Below are 26221 nucleotides of genomic sequence, written 5' to 3'. Positions count from 1 at the left end.
CGATAAATCAACGTTATGTACATTGTCTGACGATCAACAACGAAAGGTTGATCTTGTCAAAATTTTGATTACAAATCCATAAATCCTTTTCCTTAATAAGACAACAAATAGACTGGATTTAAAAACGAAACTTATCATTTAGAGCCTGCTTAAAAATTTGCAAAAGGAATACAGTCTAACCATTTTTCTAACCACTTTAAAAAACAATTAACTCCCCAAAAATTTTCTTTTGAAGGTCTTACTCCTTTAGAACTTATTACCCTATTACATAGCAATCAATAGTACATCATTAGCTTTTTATCATTAATCAGCAGATTAAGAACAAAAAATAAATCTTGCCTTACAATCATCAGTACCAAGTAGTGATTTTTTATATGTGGAAGATCCTGATGTTCTTATAATTTCTATTTTTCAAGACAAGTCACTAATTTGTAACCGTATCCTAGTTAACTCTACACCAACAAAAGAACTGATGCGTTTATGATGGCCGTGGGTTGCTAATGCTGTAATAAAAAAGAGAGTCTGGATTCGAGCTTTGTAGGATCTGTCTGACTTCAGTCATTTTGGAATGCTCGGCTATTCGCTGCTCATACTCGTTGATCTTCGTGCGATACTTTTCTTCTTCTGGTGAAAAATCATCAAGATCGTCCAATCCCAATTCACGAAGGAACTCTTCTTTCGTTACCGTCTTTCCTTCGTCGACCTCCTTTTCAGCTTGCTGTAAGCTTGCTGTAATTGTTTGATTTCAGCTTGCAAATGTTCTTGTTTAAAGCCAAAGAAACTGGTCTCATACATGATGTCAGTCAATAGTTCTGTTAGATAGTATTTAGTCAGCTTGTTATCCGCGATGTGGTACCCCATGACCTCTGCCTGCTCAGTCATTATGTAATCGAAAGACTGAGCATCGCCTCCTTTTTCCCGCAATTCTTTAAGATTTACCAGGATAAATCCTGGAGAGGTAATGCCGTTTTGTAAATAATGATAAGCATAAAAAATTCAATCCTGACCATCATCCGGCTGCTTGATCGCTATATTTCGTAAACGATCAATATACGCGCCCAAGGCTTTTTTAGCTATACTTTTTGCCTTGCCAAACGTAGTTTCATCATCAAAATCATCGAGTCTAGCCGGATGCTCGTGCATGTAGTTTTCTACTAACTCACTTTTATCAGCTTTTCTAAATGCTTCCTGAACTGTCATCATCATCAACATCTCCTAACCGTTTGCCATCCAGTCATGAAAGCTAGGTGATTTATCCGAGTCATAATGACCCTTTTTATCAATTCCAACACTCTCAACCTGAATATCTTGAATTAATTTAGCCAAATCTTCAGCTGTTGGAATATTATCCATTCCAATCACCTCAATTAACAATTCTTCATATGTATTTTCCCATAGATATCAAATTATATCCACGAAATGAGTTGATCTCATGAGTTTTCTCAATAAATTATTTCACACTAACAAGGCATTACCTAAAAACACCTTATCCAGTACCATGTCCTTTCTCTTTGGAAGTTCCATGGCTGGACAAACGATGACCGAACGCACGGCAATGCAAAACACAGCTGTTTATGCCTGTGACCAGGTTCTTGCTGAAGGGCTAGATGAAGAAGCGGCACACATGGAATCTAATACTCAATTTGGTCAAATATCACTCAGTGCTCATAAACTGGGCACTCTGATCAAGGTATCGGAAGAATTACTGAATGACTATGCATTCGACTTGATGACCTATCTATCTGATGAATTTAGTCGTCGGTTGGGGAATGCCGAACAAAACGCCTACCTGAAGTTGGATAACACTGTTGAGGATGACCTCATCACAAAGTTGATTGGATCGGCAACAGCTACGGTCGAGAACGTGCTTCGCCAACCGCTATCGGCATTTGATCCCCTTCCTGATGATATTTGACTTACCTTTACGAATATCGAAAAACGGCTGATTTTGATGCCTTGATCAAATTCCTTCGGGCCATCTTGTCCCCTTACCAGAAGGAGGAGTTTTAATGCAACAGCAAAACAAACGTGTCAGTAAGATTGTTGACATTGGCGAGTTAGACCCGGCGCATCACTCTAATGAAAAAGAAATACATCGGCGAAAATCCAAATACTGACATGTCAATGTACAAGGATATACGTCTGGGAGATGTCTGGGCAAAAGTTTCTGCCCTGCACGGTCAAGAGTATTACACGGCAGTTACCGTGAAATTGGAAAAACAACTGTAATTCATCATTCGATATCGTGATGACGTTGACGAAGAAACCAACATCTGGTTTGAAGGGCGTGGCTACAATATCGGCTTTATCGATGACGTCAAATACAACCATGAGTATCTGAAAATCAAAGCTGAATACTCGAGAGAGTTGATAACCCCAAAGAAGACAACTAGTTCAACAATAATTAATACTTGTTTTGGTGCAATTGGTGCCTTTCTTGACTGGTTCCTAGGAGGACTCGACAGTTTCCTATATGTTCTCCTGATTTTTATAGTCGTGGACTATATCACCGGAGTTCTTTGCGCAGTTAATGAGCATAAATTATCCAGTGAGATTGGGTTTCATGGACTTACTCGCAAAGTGCTAATTCTACTGTTGGTTGGCATTGCACACTGCCTTGATATTTACCTATTAAAAAACGGTTCTGCTGTCCGCACCGCTACTATTTTCTTCTACATTTCTAATGAAGGTATTTCGCTGTTAGAAAATATAAGCCGTCTGGGGCTACCCGTACCTGATAAATTGAAAAGTGTTCTCCAGCAATTGCACGATAAGGACGATAATAACTAACTTTTGCCTGTGGACTTCGGTCTGCAGGCTTTTTGTTGTTTCTATGATAAAATATCATCAGGTCGGAAGTGATGGGTCGCTCCCAACACAGAAGGCTTAACAGTAAACGTGGCTACACACCCCTCAAATAATCTGAACTGTGGAGATGAAAGTCATGTTAATTAGGAAAAGACTGGAGGAGTGGCAATTACTGCCGCCATAGTTATCGTGGCAATCGGCCAGCTAGTCATTGACTGTGCTAAAGCCTACGCGATAATTAAAAAAGCTAACCATAACGGTTAGCTATCCTTCAGTCACCTGAACTGCGTTTGAGGGTAACGAGGTGCGACTCGTTGCTCTCTTTTCATTTACAATGATATCTAATCTATTTTGATTTTTCAACTTTTAGCTGGCAGTTTTCTGTCAGCTTTTTCTTTTACCATGGTTTACTTTTCCACTCGCGCTGGCTTATCAGTGGAGGTAATTAAACATGGTAAAGAAAGTACAACCAGTGACCCATCAACCACTAATAACAACAAGTGAGAATATCAGTTCAGAGCAATTATTGAATGATTTGCACTATCAACAATCAAAACAGATCATCCAGAATCTGCTTAATAAAGGCTTAATCTCGCCCACCGAATTTAAGGACATTGATGCCTTAACCAAGCAGTCATTTCCACCATTATTAGGGTCCGGAAACGTTGATACATCAAAGTTCTAGAGCTAACATACTACACTGACGAAAGGAGGGTTGTCATGTCAACCATTACTAAAATCCAAAGCTACCATCGTGATGTCAAGAATCTCCGTGTAGCGGCCTATTGCAGAGTTTCAACTGACAATATTGAACAACTGGAAAGTCTTGAAAATCAGCGTACACATTACCAAAAATACATTAGTAATCATTCAGACTGGCATTTAGCTAAGATCTATTACGATGAAGGAATCTCAGGCACTCAACTGACAAAGCGTGATGCCTTAACGGAATTACTAGCTGATTGTCATAATCACCGAATTGACCTCGTAGTTACCAAGTCGATCAGCCGCTTATCACGGAATACAACCGACTGTTTACGAATCGTTCGAGAACTGCAGCAATTGAACATCCCAATTATCTTTGAGAAAGAGCACATTAATACTGGAGCAATGGCCATCGAGTTATTCCTATCGATCCTCAGCAGTATCGCACAGGATAAATCTCACTCTACTGCAGGAAATTTACGCTGGGCAATCAGACAACGTTTTGCTAGCGGTGAATTTCGAGTATTTTCAGCTCCCTACGGCTATTCAATTGAAGATGGTAACTTAGTTATCGATCAAACTGAAGCCAGGATTGTGCGAAAAGTTTTTCAACATTTTTTACACGGAACATCAGCCAGTAAAATTGCTAAAAAACTGAATCATAACCACGTAGCAACCAAGCGTGGCGGCCAATAGCGAAGCAACACCGTGATTAACATCTTACGAAACAGTAATTATACCGGTGATATGCTCTGCCAGAAAACTTACCGTGATGATCAATATCACCGTCATTTTAACCAAGGTGAACTCCCCCAATACTTAATTGAAGAGCATCACCCTAGTTTAGTTAACCACGAAACTTTTAACCGGGCTCAAGTTCTACTTAAAGAAGCGGTCCAAAAACGTCATATCGAAACTGGTAGCCATAAGTATCAACAGCACTACCTATTTTCTGGCAAAATCATCTGTGGCCAATGTGGGACAACTTTTAAACGACAAACGCGGCCCCATAAAATCTGCTGGGCTTGCCAAAAACATTTAAGATCTGCTCAGCAATGTCCAACTAAAGCAGTGTCTGAAGTAGGTTTGGAAGCTGCCTTCTGTAATATGATGAATAAACTGGTTTACAGTCGGAAGTTCTTATTACAACCATTGTTAGAAGCCCTGAAAGAAGAAGCTAATGCCAACGGCGATGGTCAACTGATTTCTTTAACTAAGCAAATCAAGACCAACGACCATAAGGCTGAAACATTAACCCAATTGATGCAAACTGGGTTACTCGACCGAGCCATCTATATCAACCAAACTGCTAAACTCGATCAAGACACTTACCAATGTCAGGAAAAGATTAAACAGCTCAATGGTAAGAATACCGATTCAGCAAATAATTTTGAAGATGTTCGTACCTTGTTGCATTGGTGCCAGCAAGGGAAACAGCTTACTGAATTTGATGAAGGTATATTTCAAGAGTTTGTCCAACAGATTGTGGTTAACAGTTCAAACAAAGCAATCTTTATCTTGAAATGCGGATTAGCGCTACCTGAAAAGCTAAACAAAGCTGCCACCATCGATGAACACTTCTTTCGTAGCATCATCAAACAACGTTATAACTATCCAATCAAACAAGCAGAATATTTGTACAGTATTATCGAAAGTGAAGGTGATTTAATTGGGTAAAGTGCGTATTATCCCAGCCCACCAACAAAAAGGAAATAGCGTCATCAGCAGCAAAGTACTCGACCATTCGAGCAACTTCGTGTAGCAGCCTACTGTCGGGTTTCCACTGACTACGATGAGCAAGCCAGTTCTTATGAAACTCAAGTAGCTCACTACAAAGAGCTAATTCAAAAAGAACCAACCTGGGAATTTGCAGGTATCTATGCTGATGATGGAATTTCCGGAACCAACACCAAGAAACGGGAACAATTCAATAAAATGATTACGGCCTGTAAAGCCGGTAAAATTGACTTAATTGTCACTAAGTCAATTAGCCGATTTGCTCGAAATACTATTGATTGCCTGAAGTATATCAGAGACTTAAAAGCCATCAATGTTGCAATCTTCTTTGAAAAAGAAAATATCAACACCATGGATGCCAAAGGTGAAGTTCTGATTACCATCATGGCTTCCCTTGCTCAACAAGAAAGTGAGTCCTTATCGCAAAACGTCAAAATGGGGATTCAATACCGTTACTAACAAGGTAAAGTGTTTGTCAATCATAATCACTTCCTCGGTTACACCAAAGATGATCAAGGAAATCTAGTAATTGAACCAGAGGAAGCCACGGTCATTAAACGGATCTTCTATAGCTACCTAAACGGAATGACTATGAAACAAATCGCCAATTCGCTCAAAGCTGATGGTATCTTGACCGGTGGCAAAACAAAAAATTGGCGCTCTAGCAGCGTGACCAAAATCCTAAAGAATGAAAAATACATGGGTGATGCCCTTTTACAAAAGACTTACACCGTTGATTTTCTTAATAAAAAACGAGTGAAGAATGAAGGCATCATGCCACAATACTACGTGGAGAATGATCACCCGGCGATTATTCCCAAGTCTGTTTTCATGCAAGTACAGCAGATCATTAAACAACGACGTAACGGAATCACCACTAAAAACGGTAAGCATAGACGCCTGAACGGCAAATATTGCTTCTCTCAAAAATTATTCTGTGGTAAATGCGGTGATATTCTCCAACGGAACATGTGGTATCGACCAGAAAAAGTAGCAGTCTGGCGCTGCGCCAGTCGGATAAGGAGAAGTAAAATTGGTCGCCGCTGCATGATTCGAAACATTAAAGAACCCCTTCTAAAAGAAGCTACTATTGAGGCTTTTAACCAGCTCATTGAAGGGCATGAGTTAGCCAACAAACAAATCAAAGCCAACATCATGAAGGTCATCGAGAACTCCAAAGGACCAACAGTTGGAAGAGGTACAGATGAAGCTCATCCAGGCTGCTAACCAGCATCAAGACTGCAACGCACTAACCCAGCAAATCATGGACCTGCGGAAGCAAAAAGAAAAAGTCCAAAGTCGTGAAACTGATCAACAAGCCAAACTGCACAGCCTTGATGAAATCAACAAATTAGTCGAATTGCACAAGTATGGCTTAGTTGACTTTGATGAACAATTGGTTCGTCGCTTGGTAGAAAAAATTACCATCTTCCAACGCTACATGGAATTCACGTTCAAAGATGGTGAAGTAATTAAAGTTAATATGTGAAAACTTGGGATATTCAGCACTCAGCTACTTTGGCTGGGTGCTGTTTTTACTTAAAAGGCTGTTTAGTTAATTTGGCTAAATATTTTCTCCGTCGATAAAGTGAAGAATTGCTAATACCGCCAAAATTATTCCAACTAATGTTACGAAAGCCTAACTGACGCAAAGTTTTATTAATAAAAACTTTCTTGATAGCATTACCCAAAAAGAACCGAATATACCATGTCGGAGAAGTCGAAGTGGTAAACACATAACAGTGCTTAACATTGGTCAGCTCACCCTTCACTCCTGTTTTAGTAACCGTATGTGATAATCCCAGCCCTTCCTTCATCACCTTATCAACGAAGCCCTTCAACATCCCAGGAATACTATTCCACCAGTAAGGTGTAATAAAAATCACTGTATCTGCTTGCTGGCACAGTTTTAAGTACTTGGTAACTAAAGGATCAGTCGTTTCACCACGATGATAAAGCTGCAACTCTTCTGTTGAATACACTGGGTTAAAATGTTCCGCATACAAATCAATTATTTCATACTCTCGCTGACCTGCACTCAAATTCTCTTTAATTGCTTTCAATTCAGCATGATTAAAACTTTGCTCATAGGGGTGACAATAAATTATCAAAATCATTTTTCACTACCTCGAATCATCTCATTTAAGGTCCTTTCAACCAAGGCTGGATCATAATTTGTGGCTCCATTTAACACCAATAATGAGTATCCTTGAATAAAAGACCAAATCTGCGTAAAAAATTGTTGATCGGTAATACCACCCTGGTTAACTTGTTGCACTAAGTCCATAACCTGATTATAAAACTTAAAGTCATGGTTAGTATTTTGGTAAAAGTTATTCAGACTTGAATTGAAAAATAGGAAATTGATTATCTTCGGTTGCTCCTGACTTAACCGACAGAATTTATTGGCCAGTGAAAGAAGCTCATCCTTTGCTGAGTCTTCTGGAGTAGTAATAAGTTGTTCAGCAAATTCCTGTGATAATTTAACCGATACTTGGTAAAACAACTCATCCTTGTTTTGAAAGTATTTGTAAATAGCACCCGTGGTCACCCCTATTTGGGCTGCCAAATTCCGCATAGATAAGTTTTTATAATCATCTGTCTCAATCCATCCTATCGTTGCTTGAATGATTTTATCTTGTGTCTTATTCAATTTATGTAGCTCCTTAAATAACATCGTTATCTAAGGAGCAAATATAACACTGTTATCTTGAGTTGTCAAAAAGTTATGATATTACGCATTGTGCTAGTTATTACTTTATATTTTTTGATTGAAATAGATTTCTTCTGTTGTTATATAATGAAATTGGTGATATTAATAATTATCTAACGTTTTAATAAGTATATGGAGGATAAGATCAATGGACTGTCGTGGTGGTCAAAGAAGACGAGAAATAGTAAGAGATTATGATATTGTGCCAGTTGCTCATATAAAATTACTGAAAGGTCAAACTAAGCAGAGTGATGCAGGTCCTGAAATTGATGATCAATATTATGTTTTTAAGGCCACAAGTAAAAATAAATCGGATGATGTTCAAATTATTCAGTGTGGAATGGGAGCTGCGAGAGACTTTTTGAGTTTAACAAATAGGAAAAGTTTGCCACTTTTCAATCCACTTGTCATGCCAGCTAATCATGTGGTTAACAATCATCAGCCTAATACTAGAAATTCTTCTAAAAGTATTAAATGGGATCCTACTGCTGAACAATTACATAATGCTATAATGTGGATAATTATTGTTTGGAATACTTCGCCTAGACCTAATTCTCCATTATTTAAAATTAAGTCAGAGTTGGAACGCTATCCAAGTTATAAACCATATGATAGTAAGATAAAGGCTGTCAATACAATGATTCAAAACGGTAATCATGGATCTACTTTGACTAATTCTATTAACCGGCTTAAGAATTCAAATAATATTAGACAAACTGTATGTGATTTTAATTTATTAACGAAACAATTACATAATTTGAAAGATAAAAATGGAAACTCTTTACCTTCTATTAAATCTTGGTTTTAAGTAATAATAAGAAATTATTGATATATTGTAAATTTCTATAGAATGTCTCTTCGGCTTAATGTGCTCAATGTAACTGAGATATTAAGGCGAAGAGACTTTTATATGTCAGACAGCACTGGTGTCAAAACTGCAACAGCATTGTTTGAAAATGCCAATGTACCAGAATTTTACATTCTAGGAAATGAAGAAGGCTATTTAGAAATAAATATCTTATCAAAAGAGAGTAATTAAACGTTGTAGTCATTAAATTGAAACATGGTTGTTCTATTGCAATCATGCTTTTCTGTTTATTTTAATATAAGTTGAGTGTCTTACTCTCCTCGTCAAATACTGTCTAGCAACACAAAATCATATTCTTTAACAGTATACTAGTTTGCTCAACCTTTTCCCTTCAAATCCTGCCTTTTTACGTTTGCCATCACCGCTATTATACCAACCATTACGGCTGTTCCCATAACCTTAACCAACTCAACTCTCAAAAACAGACACTTGCATACTCAACCCGAAAATACAGCACGCTGTCCACTCAACTCTCCAGCATAAAAAGCAAAAAGTGTACTAATTCCAATCATTAAAATCAAAATTAGTAAACTTTTACTCTATTAAGAATACCGTCACACCAGTATTCACAGACTAATTTTTTGTCCGCTCAAGAACTGTAATACTCTCCACATGGGGTGTTTGTGGGAACATATCCACCGGATCAATCTGGGCAAAAGTATAGCCTAACTGCTGAAATTCTTGCAGATCACGTACTAGCGTTGCTGGATTGCACGAAATATAAACAATTTTCTTGGGGTTAGTCTTAGCGGCAGCCTCAATAAACTCTGGGGTTAAGCCTTTTCTTGGCGGATCAACGAAAATAATGTCAACTTGCATCCCTTTTTCTGCCCATTTAGGCATAATTTCTTCAGCCTTACCAGTAACATACTTGGCATTTCGGATATCATTTAGTTTTGCATTATTATTGGCATCCTTGACTGCATCTCTGACGCTCTCAATACCACGCACCGAACGCACATGTTTCGCCACGGTCAAGCCAATAGTACCAATCCCTGAATAAGCATCAACAACCGCATCTTCTGGTTGTAAGTTAGCCTTTTTAATTGCTAAATCATAAAGCCGCGGTGTTTGCAATGAATTGATTTGGAAGAAACTTTCCGGTGAAATTCTAAACTTGACGTCACCAATTTGATCAGTAAGTTGTGGTTTGCCAAAAATCAGGTAGTCCACCTTACCTAAAATAACATTAGTTTTCTTTGGGTTATAGTTTAAAACTAAACTAGTCACACCAGGAATTTTTTTGATATCAGCCGCAACTTTGGGTAATTGAGCAAAGTCTTTATGCAAACATACTAGAATTACCATCATTTCACCTGTTGCCTTACTGCGACGGACATCTAGATATCTAACTTCACCTTGATTATGAATTTCATCATAAGCCGGAACGCGATATTGGCGAAGAATATCACGCACTGCCACTAAGACACGGTCAATTTCAGGATCAGTTGTCAAAAAGTTGGTTAACGGCACCAAATCATGTGAGTGCCGTCTAAAGAAACCGATTTCGAGTTGACCAGCAACTTCTCGGACGGGTACCTGAGCTTTGTTGCGGTAACCCGTCTCCTCCGGACTAGGTAAAGTAGAACCAACTTGCACATCATCAAGATGGGCTTTTTTCAATAAATTGACCACTTGGTTACGCTTGAATTCGAGCTGCTTGTCATATTTAATATGTGCCAGTGAGGCAAGCCCAGTTTGCACCCATTGATTAAGTTCAATCTTTACTCGATCAGGGCTCTCTTTAATAAGCTCTTCAATTTTGGCAAAAGCAAAGGTCTTCTTAACTTTTAATATTTTAGCCCTGACTATTTCACCAGGAATTGCACTGGTTACAAAGACCGTCATTCCTTCATAATGCGCTACCCCCATCGCTTCATACGATAAGTCAGTGATTTCTAAGTCAATAATTTGATTTTTTTCCATGTTCTTGTCCTTTTTTACAAACAATTGGTTAACTATTCTATTTTACTAAAAATTTGAATAAAAGTAACATGCTAACTTATTCTTTAACTTTGCTTTAACTTCGCTTAATTATCTTCACACCCAATTTAAAATGTGTTAGTTTTAGTACTAATTTGAGCCACAGAAAGGACATTTTTATGAATATTTTTGATACTAATTCAGATCACCGACAAATTCATACTATTGCAGAAACTAATCGTTTTTTGACTAAAATGTATGCCCTGATGGGCGGCGCAGTTATGATTTCCGCCTTAGTAGCCTATTTGACTATGAATGTTTTTAGTACTGCACTAATGAATCTGCCTGCTACTATCATCTGGTTAATTTTATTAGTTCCCTTAGGTCTATCTCTAGGAATTAGTTTTAAAGCTAATCGCAACCCAGCAGCAGCTTTAGTTATGCTTATCTTTTTAGCTGCAATTTATGGCTTTGAATTTGCCTTAATTGCTGGCTTTTATACCGGCACCCAAATCACTTCAGCCTTTATCTCTGCCGCAGCAGTTTTTATTGCCATGGCTATATTTGGAACTTTTACTAAGCGTGATTTATCTAATTGGAATTCCTATTTAAGCGCTGCTTTATTTGGTTTTATGGTAGCTTGGCTAGTCAATCTTTTCTTACGTAATCCAGCTGTCACTTACCTATTTTCCTTTATCGGTGTAATAATTTTTACTGGTTTAGTTGCTAGTGATGCCAATAAAATGAAAGCTATTTACAATAATTATGGCGACCAATTATCAAGTAATGGTCTAGCAATATTAGGAGCTTTGCAACTTTACCTTGACTTTATTAATATTTTTATGTTTTTATTAGAAATCTTTGGTGGTAATGGTAATAGGCGCAATTAATAAAAAAGGTGCTGGTCGCAATGATCGGCACCTTTTTTTATAATTAGATTATAGTAAGTAATAGCTTACATCATTACGATTTAAATTTAAAACACTTGAATATAGTCATCCATCCTCTTATACTTTTCATTATAGTTAATTTATAATATTTTTAAAATCAAATGGAGGTTACAGCATGATAGGTTGTAGCAGTTTTACATTAGAAACTAAGGATAAAAAACATTTTTTATCTAGAACAATGGACTTTATGATGGAAATGGCTGAACAAGTTATTTTTGTTCCTAAAGACAAAACTTTCGCCGTTTCATATAATACGACAGATCAAGTTACTAGTAAGCATTCATTTATTGGCATGGGTAGTATTCAATATGATATTGATAATTCTCCAGTTACTTGTGATGGTATTAATGATGCTGGATTAACAGGAGCTGTTTTATATTTCCCAGGATATGCTAGCTACAAACAACAGGCTGAACCTAATACTTGGGGTGTATCACCCGATAAAGTGATTTCTGTAATTTTATCTCAAGCTAGTTCATTAGCTGACGTGGCCGAATTATTTACCAATAAAATTTCAATTGTTAATGAAGCTAGCCCCGCTTTAAAGGTTATACCACCTTTACACTATATCTTTTCTGATACTACGGGGGAAAGTGTTATCGTTGAAACACAAGAAGATGGTACACATATTATCCGAGATTCAGTTGGCGTGATGACCAATAGTCCCGATTATCACTGGCACGAAACTAATTTACGTAATTACCTTTCTGTTAGACCAAAACAACATAAAGATATTGAATTTTTGGGTAAAACATTAAAGCCGTTTAGTCAAGGCTCAGGTACCTTTGGCTTACCTGGTGACTATACACCACCATCACGTTTTATTAGAACAGCCTTTATGAAAAATAATGTTGAACAACCCAAGGATGAATTAACTGCTGTAAGTTTAGCTCACCATATATTAGAAGCTGTCAGTATTCCACGCGGAATCGTTGTTACCCCTGAGAATACTTTTGACTATACTTGTTATTCAGCTTACATGTGTGCTGAATCTAAAAGTTACTATTACTCAACTTACGGCAACCAACGTATTAGATGTGTCAAATTGACACCAGAGCTGGAAAAAGAAACTGAATACCATGAATTCAAAGTTAATCCAATAGAAGATATTGATTATGCAAATTAAAAATTGACAAAAAAACTATCGTTTCAATTATAAGAAGCGATAGTTTTTTAATTACAAAAATTATATTCTTAATTACTTAAATATAAAACTTACTGATAATTATCAACAAAAATATAATTTTATTCACCTACAATATTTTTAAGTTCTTTTTTGTATTGCTCCTACATTTGCTTGATTTCATCATCTATATCAGTAGTGGCAGCTTGCTTTAACTGTTATGCAATGACAATGACTACTTTTTTAATAACTTGTGTAACAAGCGACTATTCACTTTAGACTAGCTTCTTTAATCCTAGCTTCATTTGCGGCATCTTCTAAAACAATAGCTGCTGATTATACGAATAAAAATAATATATATAGTTAATTTAGGAATTGCATCAACTAAAACCTTTTAATTTCAGGTTTTTTGCTCTGTATTCTACTAGACAAAAATAATTTTTCTTCGCCACATATTAGTAAACTACTAAATTTCTAAGCTTAACTTTTACGATTAAAATAAAAATACACATAACAATTAGACTAAAATATCTAATTTGCTATGTGTATTTTAATTTTCAACTATCAGTATAATTAACAACTAAACTATTATTATTCACCAACGAAAAATTCAATTCGCCTCTGTAAATTTTTAAAAGTAACTGGACAATAGGCACCAATTTCTCCATCCAGATTAACAGGAAGTTCTTTACCTATACTTTGACCAAACAACTCAATTTTTAAACTTCGTGTTTTTGTATAAATGATATCAGGATCATCTACATGCTTACCGTTTAAGGCAAGGGCCATTAGTCTTAATAATTTAACTGGATCAGATGGTTTTACCACAATTAATTGGAAAAATCCATCACCTAATTCTGCATCTGGCATTATTTGCTCAAAACCGCCGATTGTATTAGTCATCCCTAATAGCAGCATCGAAAGTTTACCTTCATATACGCCATCGTCATATGTTAAGCGCAATTCATTTGTAGTCAAATGAGGTAACATCTCGGCTCCCTTTATCAAATATGCTGTATAACCTAAGGCCGACTTAACTTCTGATGGTACACCATAGGTTAATTCAGTTAATGATCCACAGGCTGCAATATTAACAAAATATTGAGTATGATTTGCAAATGTTGCCTGACCAATATCCATTTTACGTGTTTTTTGTTTAAGGATTACTTTAACCGCATCTTTAATACTTTCACGCGGAATATGTAAGGCTCTAGCATAGTCATTAGTCGTGCCAGCAGGAATAATGGCCATTTGTGGTCTTTTTTCCAGAAAAGCAATCCCATTGACAACTTCATTGATTGTTCCATCCCCACCAGCCGCTACAATTAAGTCAAAGCCTGCATTTGCAGCTCGAGTAGCTTCTTTTTGCGCACTTTGCTTTTGGCGTGTTGTTCGAAATGCGCTTGCTTCATAACCTGCTTGTTCCAATACATTTAAAATGTCAGCAACATTTTTAGGCATCTGCTCGTGACCTGATACAGGATTATAAATCAATCTTGCTTTTTTAGTCATAAATTACTACCTTAATTACTCAAATTACTTTAAAATTCTCTTTAACGCTTTTGTAATTCTTGATTCAAAAGCTGATTGATAACCTTAGGATTAGCCTTACCACGTGTCTTTTTCATGATTTGACCAACCAAGTATCCAATTGCCCGATCTTTACCATTTTTAAAGTCTTCAACTGATTGCGGATTACTGTCCACTACTGCTTTAACCATTGGTTCAAGCACACTAGTATCAGATAATTGAACCATGCCCTGGTCTTCAACGTACTTCTTAGGATCAGTTCCATTAGCAATTGTCTCGGCAAAAACTTTTTTAGCAATTTTTGAAGAGATTGTACCGTTCTTAATTAGTTCAATCATTGCTGCCAAGTTCTCAGGTGTTAACTTAATATCAGCTAAAGATACACGATTATCATTTAAATAACCATTTACTTGAGTATTCATCCAGTTAGCAGCTAACTGTGGATCTGCCCCAGCTGCAACTGTCTTATCATAAAAATCAGAACTTTCTTTAGTTTGCAAAAGAACTTGGGCGTCGTAATCCTTTAAGCCAAATTCATTGACATATTGGCTGTAACGTTCTTCGGCCGAGCGTGGTAATGTCGCTGCAATTTCATCAATCCACTCTTGACTAATATGATCAGGGGCTAAATCTGGTTCTGGGAAATAGCGATAATCGGCATCGCCTTCTTTAACCCGTTCCAGAACAGTCTTACCTGTTGCTTCATCAAACCGGCGTGTCGATAATTGTACTCGACCTCCTGCCAATAAGACCTGTGCTTGCCGTTTTTCTTCATATGCCAAAGATTTACGTACATGTTCAAAAGAGTTCAGGTTCTTCATTTCAACCTTGGTTCCAAGTTCTTTTTGTCCAGCGGGACGAATAGAAATATTGGTATCAACTCGCATTGAACCTTCTTCCATCTTAACATCAGAAGCACCTGTAAACTGGACAATCTTACGTAATTTTTCAAGGTAAGCATAGCCTTCATCAGGATCTGCAATTTCTGGTTCAGAAACAACTTCCAGTAGCGGAACACCTTGCCGATTTAAATCAACATAAGAAAAGCCATTAGTCCCATGCGTATTTTTACCAGCATCTTCTTCAATATGCATTTCATGAATCCCAATCCGTTTCTTTTTACCGTGTACCTCAATTTCAACATAGCCGTCACGAGCTAAAGGTTGGTAAAATTGAGTAATCTGGTAAGCTTTGGGACTGTCAGGGTAATAATAATTCTTTCGATCAAAATGAGTATTTGGCAAAATATGTGAGTGCGTTGCTAAAGCAACCATAATCCCTAAGCGATAAACATCCTTATTTACGTAGGGTAAAACTCCAGGCATTGCCCAATCAATTACATTTGTTTCAGTATTAGGCTTAGCACCATAACTAACCGGTGAAGGTGAGAAAATCTTACTATTAGTTTTTAATTCGAAGTGTACTTCGAACCCAATTGTTGATTTAAAATTCATCTGTTAATCCCCCATTCCAGTTGGTGTCTTTTCATAAAACTTGTTAGTTTGTTCAATAAAGTCAGCTACTTGGAAAATACTTCCCTCATCAAATCGCTTAGCCATTACTTGTAACCCAACAGGCATTCCATCTACCATACCAGCTGGTACACTAGCAGATGGAATACCCGCTAAGTTAGCCGAAATGGTCAAAATGTCATTGTTATACATCTTAATTGGATCAGAAATTTCACTACCAATAGTGAAGGCCGGTGTAGTAGTTGTTGGACCAACAATTACATCATTTTCCGCAAAGATACGGCCAAAATCTTGACAAATCATGGTCCTAACCTTTGCTGCCTGTCTAAAGAAACGGTCATATGAACCTGCTGATAAAGCAAATGAGCCCAGCATAATTCGGCGCTTAACTTCTTCACCAAAACCTTCTGAACGTGATTTTACATAAACATCCAGTAGATCTTTTGTATCCTCTGCCCGATAGCCATAACGAATACCATCAAATCTTTGTAGATTTGATGAAGCTTCACTAGAAGCAATAATATAATAATCAGGAACTACATATTTAGTTAATGGTAAGGAAACCTCATTAACGACTGCTCCGGCATTTTCTAAAACAGTAATCTGCTCTTGAATTACTTCACGCATCTCACCATCAACAGCATCCATGTACTCTTTAACAACCGCTACTCGCATGCCTTTGATGTCTTTACCGATGTACTTAGTGAAGTCAGGAACTGCTCTAGTTGAAAGGGTAGAGTCATGTTCATCAGCTTCTGCAATAACATTAAGTACTTGGGCTGATGTTTTGGCCCGCTTGCTCATTACTCCAATTTCATCAAGTGAAGATGCGAAAGCAATTAAGCCCCAACGTGAAACACGCCCATAAGTTGGTTTAATACCAAAAACACCGTTAAATGCAGCTGGTTGCCGGATTGAACCACCCGTATCAGATCCAAGGGCAGCAACAACTTGTCCTGAAGCAACAGCAACCGCAGACCCACCAGAAGAACCACCTGGAACTTTGTCTAAATTCCAAGGGTTATGTGTTATACCAAAGTATGAATGTTCAGTCGATGAACCCATCGCAAATTCGTCCATATTTGTTTTCCCTACAAAAGTAGCCTGGGCAGCTTTTAAACGTTCAATAACTGTTGCATCATAGACTGGAATGTAGTTATCCAAAATATGACTAGCAGCTGTCGTTTTAACATCTTTAGTAAGAATATTATCTTTAATTGCAATTGGAATTCCAGCTAACTTATTCTTGCTAAAATCTAAATCAGCAGCAGGTTTAGCATCCTCCTGAACCGTAATCCAAGCATTTAACTTATCATCGGTCTGCTTAATATTGGCGACTGTATCTTGTGCTAATTGATCAGCTGATAAAGTCCCCTGAGCCAATTTTTCATTTAATGAGTCAATATCTTCATTTAAGTAATTCATTACTCGTCCTCATCCTTATTAATAATCACTGGAACCTTGATAAAGCCATTAGCTTGTTCAGGAACATTCCTCATTAATTCTTCGCGACTTTGCCAGTGTTCAGGCTTGTCTTCTCTAAATACTGTATCACGATCAACTACTTGGACAGTTTCTTCAACACCCTCAGTGTTAACTTCTGATAATTGATCAGCCATATTGATAATTGAACTCATTTGTTCAGTAACCTGACTAATATCATTTTTATTAATTTCCAGCCGCGATAAAACTGCGACATGCTTAATTGTCTCTTCTGTAATTTTCATACTAATACCTCCTATTCGCCACCATAAATATGAACTTGATAACTATTATCTCCCGTTTCTTTAGCAACCAGTGCCTGAATATCATTTACCGAACCAATTTTTATTTCAATTGGAACATCATTTGCCAAATATTTTTTTGCGGTTGATAAAACTAAGCGGGTGAAACTTTGAATCTGCTCGTAACCATAAAACTGGGTCGTAATTGATATGTTTTCTTGTACCAACTTGCCATCTTCATAACGCAAAGTTGCGGTTACCCCACTAATATTAGGAAAATAGTTTTGAATTGATTCTTTAAAACTATTAAAGCTTGATGCATCACTACTGTTAATTGCCTTTTTATTACCAATCGTTGGTAATACCTCAGACTGAGTAGTAATGTTTTCCCATTTAACTATTTTACTACTATTAGCAGCGACTGTCCCGCTCAAAAAATAACTTCCTGGAACGAGTGAATCCATACTTTCTTTAGCAAAAAGACCAACCGTTATTGGAACAGTTTTTAAATTTTTTCGCTTACGTAAACGTTGCACTATTTGTTCGGCAGCATGTTGACCAAATTCTTTTTGCTTAGCCCGTGAAATTGTAGCTTGATATTGTGGTCCATCTTTAACCTTCTGATAATAATCAATTGAATTAATGGCCAGACCAATGCTTATACCGCCAATATGATAGTTTGAGCCCGAGCCAGTTAAATAGTTCTGCTCAATAATTTCTTCTAAATAATAAGGATTATAATTCTTTTTACTACCTTCAGCAGGATTAAGTCCTAATTTATTATCTTTGGATTTACGCGATAGCCATTCATTTGCATCTGTAGTAGTAATATATTGCCCTTCTTGAAAAACATAAGAATTAGTTGAATAAACTTTTTTAGAAATCTGAACGAGTCCCCGTTCGAGTTCTCTGGTGTCAACTGAATTATCATTATCTGTTGCCGTTAATCCAGAGATTGGGCTTGTCACATAACGACCATTTTTTAATAAAACTGTATAACCATTATTTCCTGTATCTGTTGTCTGATAGGTTTTGGTACTGGAATTGGATGCAGTTTTAGCATTATTAGCTAGATTGGAGTTTTTTAAATTCCCACAAGCAGTTAGAGTCAGGGATAGCCCAAGAATTGTTAAAGCGTGTAAATATTTTTTCAATTTAATTATTCCTTTATTTAACTTGAGCAATTGCTTCTTCTTCAGTCAATAATTTGACGCCCAGTTTCTGTGCTTTATCGTATTTTGATCCAGCATCTTTACCATAGATAACATAGTCTGTTTTACCTGATACTGAACTAGTTACCTTAGCTCCAAGTGCTTGTAACTTTTGAGTAAATTTGCTACGGGTATATTGCACTAAAGTACCAGTCAAAACAACAGTTCTATTCTTAAAAAAGTTGTCAGGAATATTACTTGGTCCTGTCTGACCTAAGTAATTCATATTGACCCCACTTTGCTCAAGCTCAGTAACTAATTCTTTAACTTCTTCTTGAGCAAAATATGTTGTTAAGGATTCAGCAATTGTCATGCCTATTGTATCGATTGTAGCTACCTCTTGCACGTCTGCTTGCATAATCTTTGCCATATTTTTAAACTTTTGCGCTATTAGCCGTGCAGCTTTAGCTCCAACATGGTCTATTCCTAGTCCAGTTAATAGTAATTCTACAGAATTATGTTTAGAATTATTAATTGCTGCTAGCAAATTACTAATCGCCTTGTCTTTAAAATGGTCTAGCTTAGCCAAATCAGCTGCTTGCAAATGATACAAATCAGCTACGTTATGAACTAAACCATTAGTAATTAATTGTGCAACAATTTTGGGGCCTAACCCATCAATATTCATAGCTGGTCGTGAAGCAAAGTGAGTTATTCCTTCTTCAATTTGCGCTGGGCAGGAAGGGTTGACGCACCTAAGGGCAACCTCATCTGGTAAATGAATTAAATCTTCTTTACATGATGGACATTTAGTTGGAATTTCGTATAGGACAGCATCTTTGGGTCTTTTAGCTAATACAACTTGTGATATTTCAGGAATAATATCGCCTGCCTTATGCAACATGACGGTATCACCAATTCGTACATCTTTTTGTTTAAGCAAATCAACATTATGTAATACAGCATGAGAAACTGTTGTCCCGGCTATCTGTACCGGATCCATAATTGCTGTCGGGGTTACTACACCTGTTCGACCAACTGTCCACTTAATTTCATGAACAACTGTTTCCTGCTCTTCCGGTGGAAATTTATAGGCAATCTCCCAACGCGGTATTTTAACTGTAGCTCCCAGCTCATTTTGTAAGTTCAAATCATCGACTTTAATAACAATGCCGTCAATGCCATATAGCAAATTATCCCTTTTTGACGTATATTCATCAATAAAGGCAAAAACCTGGTCCAAATTATCCAGCTTGCGTCCAGTTTGATTTGTATGAAAGCCCAGCTCATCTAATTTAGTAATTGCTTGATGCTGACTAGTAATATTAGCTGGCGGGTTCACCCAAGTATAAATAAATGTACTTAAATTTCGCTGTTTGGTAACTTTAGCATCTAACTGACGTAATGATCCGGCGGCCGCATTTCGTGGATTAGCAAACGTTGTTTCACCTTTTTCATCTCGCTCTTGATTTAATTGCGCAAAAGCTCCTTTATCCATATAGCACTCGCCACGAACTTCAATGGTTAATTTTTCTGGTAGCTTTTGTGGAATATCAGCAATATAACGAGCATTAGCGGTCACATCTTCACCAACCAATCCATTTCCTCGTGTAGAAGCACGCTTAAGCTCCCCATCAACATATTCAAGATTAAGTGATAAACCATCAATTTTTAATTCAACATTGTAGGCTACTGCATGGCCAACTTGGCGCTGAATACGAGCATCAAATTCGGTCAACTCTTCTTTAGAAAAAACATCCCCCATTGAAAGCATGGGAACTTCATGAACAACTTTTGTAAATTCACTATCAATTTCTCCACCAACTTGTTGAGTAATCGAATCTGGCGTAACAATTTGTGGGAACTGCTGCTCTAATTCCAATAACCGATTATAATTTTGGTCATATACATAATCTTCAACTTGTGGAGCATCTTTTGCATAATATGCTTGCGCCCACTCCTTTAATTGTTTTCTTAAAGAAGCTGCTTCTTTTTTGGCTTCATTTAGAGTTAGATCAGCCATTTCCTACCCCCCTGATCAAAATAATAACTTTAACTTAATTCATTATACCTTTTTAATAGGTGCAAAGGCTGCCAAAAGTCGTTTAATCCCCTTCTCTTTAAAAGCAATATCTAGTTCCATATCCTCACCAGAGCCATTGGCTTTAACAACTACTCCTAAGCCCCAAGCCTTATGTTTTACTTGATCACCAACATTCCAGCCCTTTTTCTCAGCTCCCACAGCTCCAGCTGGTTTAATCTTAGGTGTATAAACTTGAGCCCGGGCACGTTCAGCCACATTCGCAAACGGAGCAGCCTGGGTTTGAAAAGAATCTGAGCCCAAAGTAGGAAAACTTGCCCCTTCAATTTTAAGATCAGCTTCATCAATTTCATCTAAAAATCTAGATGGTTGATTATTTTGGGTTCTGCCAAACATCGTTCGTGAGTATGCATTAGTTAAATACAGTTGCTGTCTTGCTCTAGTAATACCAACATAGGCTAACCGGCGCTCTTCTTCTAACTGATCATCTTCTAACAATGCTCTTGATAATGGGAATAGCCCATCTTCCATTCCAACTAAAAAAACAACTGGAAATTCCAAACCTTTAGCAGCATGTAGTGTCATTAAAGCAACTTGCTGATCATTATTTGCTAAGTCATCTTGATCACTCAATAATGAAACTTCTGCTAAAAAGTCACTTAAGATTTCAGATTGATTATCTTGGTCATATTGATCATCAAACCGTTTAGTTACTGATAAAAATTCGTCTAAGTTTTCTAATCTGGTTTCAGCTTCAATTGTATGTTCTGCTTTAAGAGCTTCAATGTACCCGAAATCTTGCAAAATTTTTTCAGTAAGACCGGTAACGCTATGATTGCGAGAATACTCAATAGCATCTTTAAGTTTTGCACCAAAATCACTCAATTTAGCAGCTATTCTAACAGAAAGACCTGACATACCTACATGATTAAAGGCTTCAAGTAAGGACAAATTACTAGTTTGAGCAAAATTAGTAAATTTTTCAATACTTACATTACCAATGCCCCGCTTTGGCGTATTAACAATTCGATTAAAACTCATAGTGTCACTTGGGTTAGATACCAGCTTTAAGTAAGCCATGACATCCATAATTTCTTTTCGATCATAAAATTTATGACCACCAACTATTTGATAGGGAATGTTTGATTTAACAAAAGCCTCTTCAACGGTTCGCGACTGGGCATTAGTTCGATACAAAATGGCAAAGTCACGATAAGAACGATTTTTATTTTCAACTTCTTCTTGAATTTTGCTGATAATAAAATGTGCTTCATCTTCGCCACTTTGAGCTCGATAATATGTAATTTTTTCACCCTCTCCTTGATCCGTCCATAACTTTTTAGCTTTACGGTTACGATTATTTTTGATAACTGCGTTAGCTGCTGCCAATATATGACCAGTCGAGCGATAATTTTGTTCTAATTTAATAGTTTGTACGCCATCATTTTGGTAATCATGTTCAAAGTTCATGATATTTTCCAAATTTGCACCACGCCAACCATAAATAGATTGATCTGCGTCTCCAACTACACAAATATTCTTATGCTGAGCTGCTAGTTGATGGCACAATTCGTATTGCGCTTGGTTGGTATCTTGATATTCATCAACTAATAAATAATGAAACTTAGCTTGATAGTAATGTAAAACTGTAGCATCCGTTTTAAACAACACTAAAGTTTGCATAATCAAATCATCAAAATCCATTATTTGATCATGTTTTAAGCGTTTCTGGTATTCTTGATAAATTTGTGCAGTTATCTTCTCAAAGGGCATTGAACTGCTGGCTTTTAATGCATCAGGCGTTAGTAGCGCATTTTTGGCATTAGAGATAGCTGATAAAACACGACGTGGTTCATACATTTTAGGATTAATATTTAGTTCTTTTTCGATATGCTTAATTAAGGTTAGCTGTTCAGCTGCATCTGCAATCGAAAAATTTTGGCTATAACCAATTTTTTCAGCATCACGCCGTAAGATCCTCACACACAATGCATGAAAAGTTGACATCCATATACTCTCTGCTGGTAAACCAAGCAAATCCCGTTCCCGTTCACGCATTTCTGCGGCTGCTTTATTAGTAAAAGTAATCGCTAAAATATTCCAGGGTAAAATTCCTTTTTCATTAACAAGATATGCAATCCGTCTAGTTAAAACTGAGGTTTTTCCAGAACCTGCTCCAGCAACCACTAAAAGCGGTCCCTCAGTCGTTTTAACAGCTTGCTTTTGCTGCGGATTTAAGCCCGCTAAAATAGATTCTTCGCTCATTCTAATTCCCTTCGTCTGATTTTTGATAGCTATCTTATTGTACCAAAAATGTTATATAAATTTGGCATGGTTTGTTTCTTACTTGTCAAATCGATCAAGTTGATACTGCTGGATTATTTTAATTAATTTATCTGCATAATTTGGATCAGTAGCATAGCCATCTTTGACTAAAGCATGGGCTTGCGTTTGATAGTCTTTGGCCGCAAGAACATGCTGATATTGATTTTTATTCCAACTAGTACCTCGTTGAAAAAGACGAGCATGAGCCCGAATCGATGCTTCATAGGAATCATAAATTTGAAAACGTGCTTTTACTAAAACCCATTTCCCTTTTTCAAATTCCTTAGTCGTTAAAATTGCCGACGTGCTAGGGTTAGAACCTTTTACCCCAAATAAGTTATTGTATTTTTGCGATAAACTACTTTTACCGTAGTTGCTTTCCAAACATGCTTGGGCAATCGTAATACTAGGTAAAAGTTCATATGATTTGTCAACTTCTTGAGCAACTGGACCAATCTCATTAATAAAAGCTTTGTGCTGCTTAATAATCTTTTGTCTAGCTGCTTCCCGTGCAATTTGTTGTTGTCTGATTTTTTCTGTTTCAATTGCTTGACGACGATAGTATCTAAAACTGACGAAAGCAATTATTAATACAAACAAAATGACAAACGTTTCTATAATAATTAGCCAGTTAGATTGTTTTTTACCCCTGCGTTTTTTTGCCATAAAAAAGTCCTTACTTAAAATAGTTGTTACAATAAGTATACCTTCTCGCACGTTAAAATTATGGAATGTAATTAATTTTTAAAATAAAAAAAGATAATTAATATTTAAAAATACCCCATAAAAGTTAGATATCAATTTAACAATTACAGAGTATTTCACATTTTTATTTGAATTTTATTTTTAAACAAAAAAATGGAGTTGCTACTCCATTACAAATGATGCGGGCAAGAAGACTCGAACTTCCACGATCTAAAAACGATCACAAGATCCTTAGTCTTGCGCGTCTGCCAATTCCGCCATGCCCGCAAGTACAGTAATCAGTATACTGTAAAATCAAATTCAGTTCAATACTTTCCTGCACTTTTTATTAACTTATTTGCCCGTTTCTCTTTTTATAATCAATTACTTGTACCTATCATGACCTAAATCACTTGTAAAAGTAGTCATAGCTGAACTCATTATTTGAAAACGAAAAGGGTTTTTCAAACTTGAAAAACCCTTACTTAATTATCTTTCTTCTTCATCATTATGCCAAAATCGGTGCCAAAAATCTGCGTTATACTCTGGCATTTCATTAAATTGGCAATACCTTCTGTTCTTATCATGCTTAAAATCTTGATAGTTTGCAAAATGATTCCACTTTTGCATTCTCCGACACATATTATTACTTTCTGCTCGTGATAAGTTATGTTGGGCAGCATATTTACGCCACTGGGAAATTGCTTTCATCCGAAATGCTGGATCAACAAATTTTTGCGCTTGTTGTTTTAGATTCTCATCCCAGCCATCAGCAATCTTTTCTAAATACTGACCAAATTCTTGTTGCTCATTCTCACTTAAGCCGGCAAAGAAAGGGGCAGTATCTTGCGCCCTTTCGAGTTCTTTCAGTCGACCTGCTTCCGCTTTTCCCTCACTAGTTAGAAAAACTCGTTTTACCCGTTTGTCTTGGTTATCCGTTTCACGTTTAATATAACCCTTTACCTCCATCTTTTTCAATAATTCAGCCAATGAGCCCGGTTGCAGTGCCAAAACTTCTGCCAAATAATTTTGGGTTAAACCATCTTCTAATTTTAAAACCGCCAACACTCTTTTTTGACCTGAAATTGGCTGCTTATTCTCAAACATAAAGTAGCGACTAGCCCGCATAATAAAGTATAATTTTTTCATTAAGTTATCACTTGTTTGACTCATAATAAAAGCTCCTTACCTTACTAATTTTATTTTTGTTAGGTACCTAAATTTATACTTAGATTATAGTTTCGTACCTAACGTTTTGTCAAACAAAAACTGCAAAAATTTAACAACTTTTGCAGCTTTATTTTTTAGGTATCATTTTTATTAACTTAAGGTGCCCACGACATTTACTACAGCCATACTTGGCAATATTAATTGGACGTACTCTAGCATACTTTTGTTTACAAAATTCACACTGATATAAATAGCTAACTGGCTGGTGTCGTCGTAAGCCAATATCGGGGGCATACCGCAACCCACCTACTTGTTTGAGTAAGGTCTTAAATTCCCAATCAGAGTGACGATAACCTAATTTAGCTAAATGTAAATGGTAATGCACCAGTTCGTGCTTAATAATTCCCACTAATTCATGTTTGTATTGTGGTGCTAAAAAGTGACGATTAATTTCCAAATGATGATCACTTAAGTGATAACGTCCCCCAGTGGTTGTCATTCGCCGATTAATTTTAACTTGATGTTTAAACTTGCGCCCAAAATACTTAATTGATAGCAATTCAACTAATTTTTGTAGTTCTTGTTCATTCATTGCTATTTTAATATTTTCGCATACAGAGCAGCTTCTTTCTTAGTCTTTATTCTAACTTTAAGCGCTGTTACTAATTTTCTTTTTAAGGGTTTTTCGCCTTCCATCCACGTTCCAGTAAAAACATGAATTGTCTTCGATTTAGCAGACGGATTGCATAAAATTCCATCCGGATAAACATGAATCTTTTCTTTTAAAACTTGCTCTTGATTATTAGCTTTCGCCCCATACTTCTTTTTCAAAATATTTGAAACAGATAGGGTATTGACACCGGCTAATTGGTCTTTGGCATCAAAAGTAAAATCACGCACGTCATAATAAGCTAGCATATCTTTAAGTAATGGATGATGGGGTTCAGCCCCAAAAACAGCAGTAAAAGGATTATCCTTATTTTCAAAGCCAACAAAAGCACGATTATTTAATAGTGCGGTTAAGTCATCTAAAACTAAAACATCAGTGTCTAAATATATGCCCCCCTGCTCATAAATAGCTTTTGCCCGAATATAGTCAGAAACAAACGCCCACTTTTGTGCTTTATAGGCTTGGGCAACATATTCATTTTCATGAACATTGAAATTTTGTTCATTCCACTCAATAATTTGATAATCTCCTAAGTGCTTACGCCATGTTTTCATGCAACGCTGGATGTTTTTAGGTTTCGGTTTCCCACCGACCCAGACATAGTGAATAATTTTGGGAATCATTTTA

Annotated in this window: 25 protein-coding genes, 1 tRNA gene and 4 pseudogenes; 12 read left to right on the top strand and 18 right to left on the bottom strand. The window is 36.7% G+C overall.

Translation table 11 applies throughout. The features are described from left to right. Nucleotides 1-681 precede the first annotated feature (681 nt). The 3 genes from F5ESL0230_RS02185 to F5ESL0230_RS02175 all read right to left on the bottom strand — a co-directional run bounded on the left by F5ESL0230_RS02185 (nt 682) and on the right by F5ESL0230_RS02175 (nt 1353). Nucleotides 682-924, bottom strand: coding sequence for a DUF6557 family protein (locus tag F5ESL0230_RS02185; RefSeq protein ID WP_369931541.1), 243 nt, complete (start codon nt 922-924; stop codon nt 682-684). A gap of 72 nt (nt 925-996) precedes the next feature. Further along, nucleotides 997-1206: a hypothetical protein gene (locus tag F5ESL0230_RS02180; RefSeq protein WP_147440862.1), complete on the bottom strand. Its 210-nt coding sequence runs from the start codon at nt 1204-1206 to the stop codon at nt 997-999. 9 nt (nt 1207-1215) lie between these two features. Continuing rightward, a complete protein-coding gene (locus F5ESL0230_RS02175) occupies nt 1216-1353 on the bottom strand; it encodes an AbrB family transcriptional regulator (RefSeq protein WP_122021392.1) in 138 nt (45 codons plus the stop codon). A 79-nt stretch (nt 1354-1432) separates the two neighbouring features. Here F5ESL0230_RS02175 and F5ESL0230_RS08555 point away from each other — a divergent pair. The 8 genes and pseudogenes from F5ESL0230_RS08555 to F5ESL0230_RS02135 all read left to right on the top strand — a co-directional run. After that, nucleotides 1433-1792, top strand: a pseudogene (locus F5ESL0230_RS08555) (phage major capsid protein); the annotation flags it as partial. 287 nt (nt 1793-2079) lie between these two features. Further along, nucleotides 2080-2229, top strand: coding sequence for a hypothetical protein (locus F5ESL0230_RS08550; RefSeq protein WP_233551633.1), 150 nt, complete (start codon nt 2080-2082; stop codon nt 2227-2229). A gap of 3 nt (nt 2230-2232) precedes the next feature. Beyond that, a pseudogene (locus F5ESL0230_RS08670) lies at nt 2233-2295 on the top strand (head-tail adaptor protein); the annotation flags it as partial. A gap of 75 nt (nt 2296-2370) precedes the next feature. Next, nucleotides 2371-2790, top strand: coding sequence for a holin family protein (locus F5ESL0230_RS02155; RefSeq protein ID WP_122022027.1), 420 nt, complete (start codon nt 2371-2373; stop codon nt 2788-2790). A gap of 469 nt (nt 2791-3259) precedes the next feature. Next, complete coding sequence (locus F5ESL0230_RS02150) at nt 3260-3493, top strand: SHOCT domain-containing protein (RefSeq protein ID WP_122021391.1); 234 nt, start codon at nt 3260-3262, stop codon at nt 3491-3493. 35 nt (nt 3494-3528) lie between these two features. Next, a pseudogene (locus F5ESL0230_RS08540) lies at nt 3529-4392 on the top strand (recombinase family protein); the annotation flags it as partial. A gap of 30 nt (nt 4393-4422) precedes the next feature. Further along, the gene (locus F5ESL0230_RS08535) at nt 4423-5190 is read left to right on the top strand and encodes a zinc ribbon domain-containing protein (RefSeq protein ID WP_255409279.1); all 768 of its coding nucleotides are present in this window, start codon (nt 4423-4425) and stop codon (nt 5188-5190) included. Then, nucleotides 5183-6739, top strand: a pseudogene (locus F5ESL0230_RS02135) (recombinase family protein). Before F5ESL0230_RS08535 ends, F5ESL0230_RS02135 begins: the two are co-directional and overlap by 8 nt. A gap of 46 nt (nt 6740-6785) precedes the next feature. On the opposite strand, the gene F5ESL0230_RS02130 reads toward F5ESL0230_RS02135, so the two are convergent. Together F5ESL0230_RS02130 and F5ESL0230_RS02125 are read right to left on the bottom strand one after the other, a co-directional pair. Continuing rightward, on the bottom strand, nt 6786-7367 hold the full coding sequence (locus tag F5ESL0230_RS02130; protein WP_122021390.1) for an NAD(P)H-dependent oxidoreductase: 582 nt from the start codon (nt 7365-7367) through the stop codon (nt 6786-6788). Continuing rightward, a complete protein-coding gene (locus tag F5ESL0230_RS02125; protein WP_122021389.1) occupies nt 7364-7903 on the bottom strand; it encodes a TetR/AcrR family transcriptional regulator in 540 nt (179 codons plus the stop codon). The genes F5ESL0230_RS02130 and F5ESL0230_RS02125 overlap by 4 nt, the downstream gene beginning before the upstream one ends. Nucleotides 7904-8111: 208 nt before the next feature. Here F5ESL0230_RS02125 and F5ESL0230_RS02120 point away from each other — a divergent pair, with 208 nt between their 5' ends. Both F5ESL0230_RS02120 and F5ESL0230_RS08610 read left to right on the top strand, forming a co-directional pair. Then, complete coding sequence (locus F5ESL0230_RS02120; protein WP_122021388.1) at nt 8112-8771, top strand: hypothetical protein; 660 nt, start codon at nt 8112-8114, stop codon at nt 8769-8771. A gap of 102 nt (nt 8772-8873) precedes the next feature. Continuing rightward, the gene (locus F5ESL0230_RS08610) at nt 8874-9002 is read left to right on the top strand and encodes a hypothetical protein (protein ID WP_255409255.1); all 129 of its coding nucleotides are present in this window, start codon (nt 8874-8876) and stop codon (nt 9000-9002) included. 402 nt (nt 9003-9404) lie between these two features. Here the strand turns inward: F5ESL0230_RS08610 and rlmD are convergent, their stop codons facing one another. Continuing rightward, nucleotides 9405-10757 (bottom strand): 23S rRNA (uracil(1939)-C(5))-methyltransferase RlmD, encoded by a 1353-nt coding sequence (gene rlmD, locus F5ESL0230_RS02115; protein WP_122021387.1) that lies wholly within the window; start codon nt 10755-10757, stop codon nt 9405-9407. Between the two features lie 176 nt (nt 10758-10933). Here rlmD and F5ESL0230_RS02110 point away from each other — a divergent pair, with 176 nt between their 5' ends. Together F5ESL0230_RS02110 and F5ESL0230_RS02105 are read left to right on the top strand one after the other, a co-directional pair. Next, nucleotides 10934-11644 (top strand): Bax inhibitor-1/YccA family protein, encoded by a 711-nt coding sequence (locus tag F5ESL0230_RS02110; protein ID WP_122021386.1) that lies wholly within the window; start codon nt 10934-10936, stop codon nt 11642-11644. A 175-nt stretch (nt 11645-11819) separates the two neighbouring features. After that, nucleotides 11820-12830, top strand: coding sequence for a choloylglycine hydrolase family protein (locus F5ESL0230_RS02105; protein WP_122021385.1), 1011 nt, complete (start codon nt 11820-11822; stop codon nt 12828-12830). 588 nt (nt 12831-13418) lie between these two features. Here F5ESL0230_RS02105 and F5ESL0230_RS02100 read toward each other — a convergent pair. From F5ESL0230_RS02100 to F5ESL0230_RS02045, 12 genes are all read right to left on the bottom strand, one after another. Further along, nucleotides 13419-14339 carry a diacylglycerol kinase family lipid kinase gene (locus F5ESL0230_RS02100; RefSeq protein WP_090093470.1) on the bottom strand — a complete coding sequence of 307 codons (921 nt, stop codon included), beginning with the start codon at nt 14337-14339 and terminating at the stop codon, nt 13419-13421. 41 nt (nt 14340-14380) lie between these two features. Next, nucleotides 14381-15811 (bottom strand): Asp-tRNA(Asn)/Glu-tRNA(Gln) amidotransferase subunit GatB, encoded by a 1431-nt coding sequence (gene gatB / locus F5ESL0230_RS02095; RefSeq protein ID WP_090093468.1) that lies wholly within the window; start codon nt 15809-15811, stop codon nt 14381-14383. Between the two features lie 3 nt (nt 15812-15814). Then, complete coding sequence (gatA, locus tag F5ESL0230_RS02090) at nt 15815-17254, bottom strand: Asp-tRNA(Asn)/Glu-tRNA(Gln) amidotransferase subunit GatA (protein ID WP_122021384.1); 1440 nt, start codon at nt 17252-17254, stop codon at nt 15815-15817. After that, nucleotides 17254-17556 carry an Asp-tRNA(Asn)/Glu-tRNA(Gln) amidotransferase subunit GatC gene (gene gatC, locus F5ESL0230_RS02085; protein ID WP_122021383.1) on the bottom strand — a complete coding sequence of 101 codons (303 nt, stop codon included), beginning with the start codon at nt 17554-17556 and terminating at the stop codon, nt 17254-17256. Before gatC ends, gatA begins: the two co-directional genes overlap by 1 nt. Nucleotides 17557-17567: 11 nt before the next feature. Then, on the bottom strand, nt 17568-18707 hold the full coding sequence (locus tag F5ESL0230_RS02080) for a CamS family sex pheromone protein (protein ID WP_122022026.1): 1140 nt from the start codon (nt 18705-18707) through the stop codon (nt 17568-17570). 13 nt (nt 18708-18720) lie between these two features. Then, the gene (ligA, locus tag F5ESL0230_RS02075) at nt 18721-20727 is read right to left on the bottom strand and encodes an NAD-dependent DNA ligase LigA (RefSeq protein ID WP_122021382.1); all 2007 of its coding nucleotides are present in this window, start codon (nt 20725-20727) and stop codon (nt 18721-18723) included. A gap of 42 nt (nt 20728-20769) precedes the next feature. Then, nucleotides 20770-23010, bottom strand: coding sequence for a DNA helicase PcrA (pcrA, locus tag F5ESL0230_RS02070; RefSeq protein ID WP_122021381.1), 2241 nt, complete (start codon nt 23008-23010; stop codon nt 20770-20772). A 78-nt stretch (nt 23011-23088) separates the two neighbouring features. Beyond that, nucleotides 23089-23736, bottom strand: coding sequence for a glycoside hydrolase family 73 protein (locus F5ESL0230_RS02065; protein WP_122021380.1), 648 nt, complete (start codon nt 23734-23736; stop codon nt 23089-23091). 219 nt (nt 23737-23955) lie between these two features. Then, a tRNA-Leu gene (locus tag F5ESL0230_RS02060) sits at nt 23956-24042 on the bottom strand. Between the two features lie 201 nt (nt 24043-24243). Continuing rightward, complete coding sequence (locus F5ESL0230_RS02055) at nt 24244-24927, bottom strand: MarR family winged helix-turn-helix transcriptional regulator (RefSeq protein WP_122021379.1); 684 nt, start codon at nt 24925-24927, stop codon at nt 24244-24246. 124 nt (nt 24928-25051) lie between these two features. After that, the gene (locus F5ESL0230_RS02050) at nt 25052-25516 is read right to left on the bottom strand and encodes a SprT family protein (RefSeq protein ID WP_122021378.1); all 465 of its coding nucleotides are present in this window, start codon (nt 25514-25516) and stop codon (nt 25052-25054) included. Between the two features lie 2 nt (nt 25517-25518). Continuing rightward, nucleotides 25519-26217: a glycosyltransferase family 32 protein gene (locus F5ESL0230_RS02045; RefSeq protein ID WP_122021377.1), complete on the bottom strand. Its 699-nt coding sequence runs from the start codon at nt 26215-26217 to the stop codon at nt 25519-25521. Nucleotides 26218-26221: the final 4 nt, after the last annotated feature.

Source organism: Lactobacillus sp. ESL0230 (genome assembly GCF_003692805.1).
Classification (GTDB): Bacteria; Bacillota; Bacilli; order Lactobacillales; family Lactobacillaceae; genus Lactobacillus; species Lactobacillus bombicola.
Note: the sequence above shows the minus strand (reverse complement) of the source record. Positions and strands in the feature narration are given on the sequence as shown.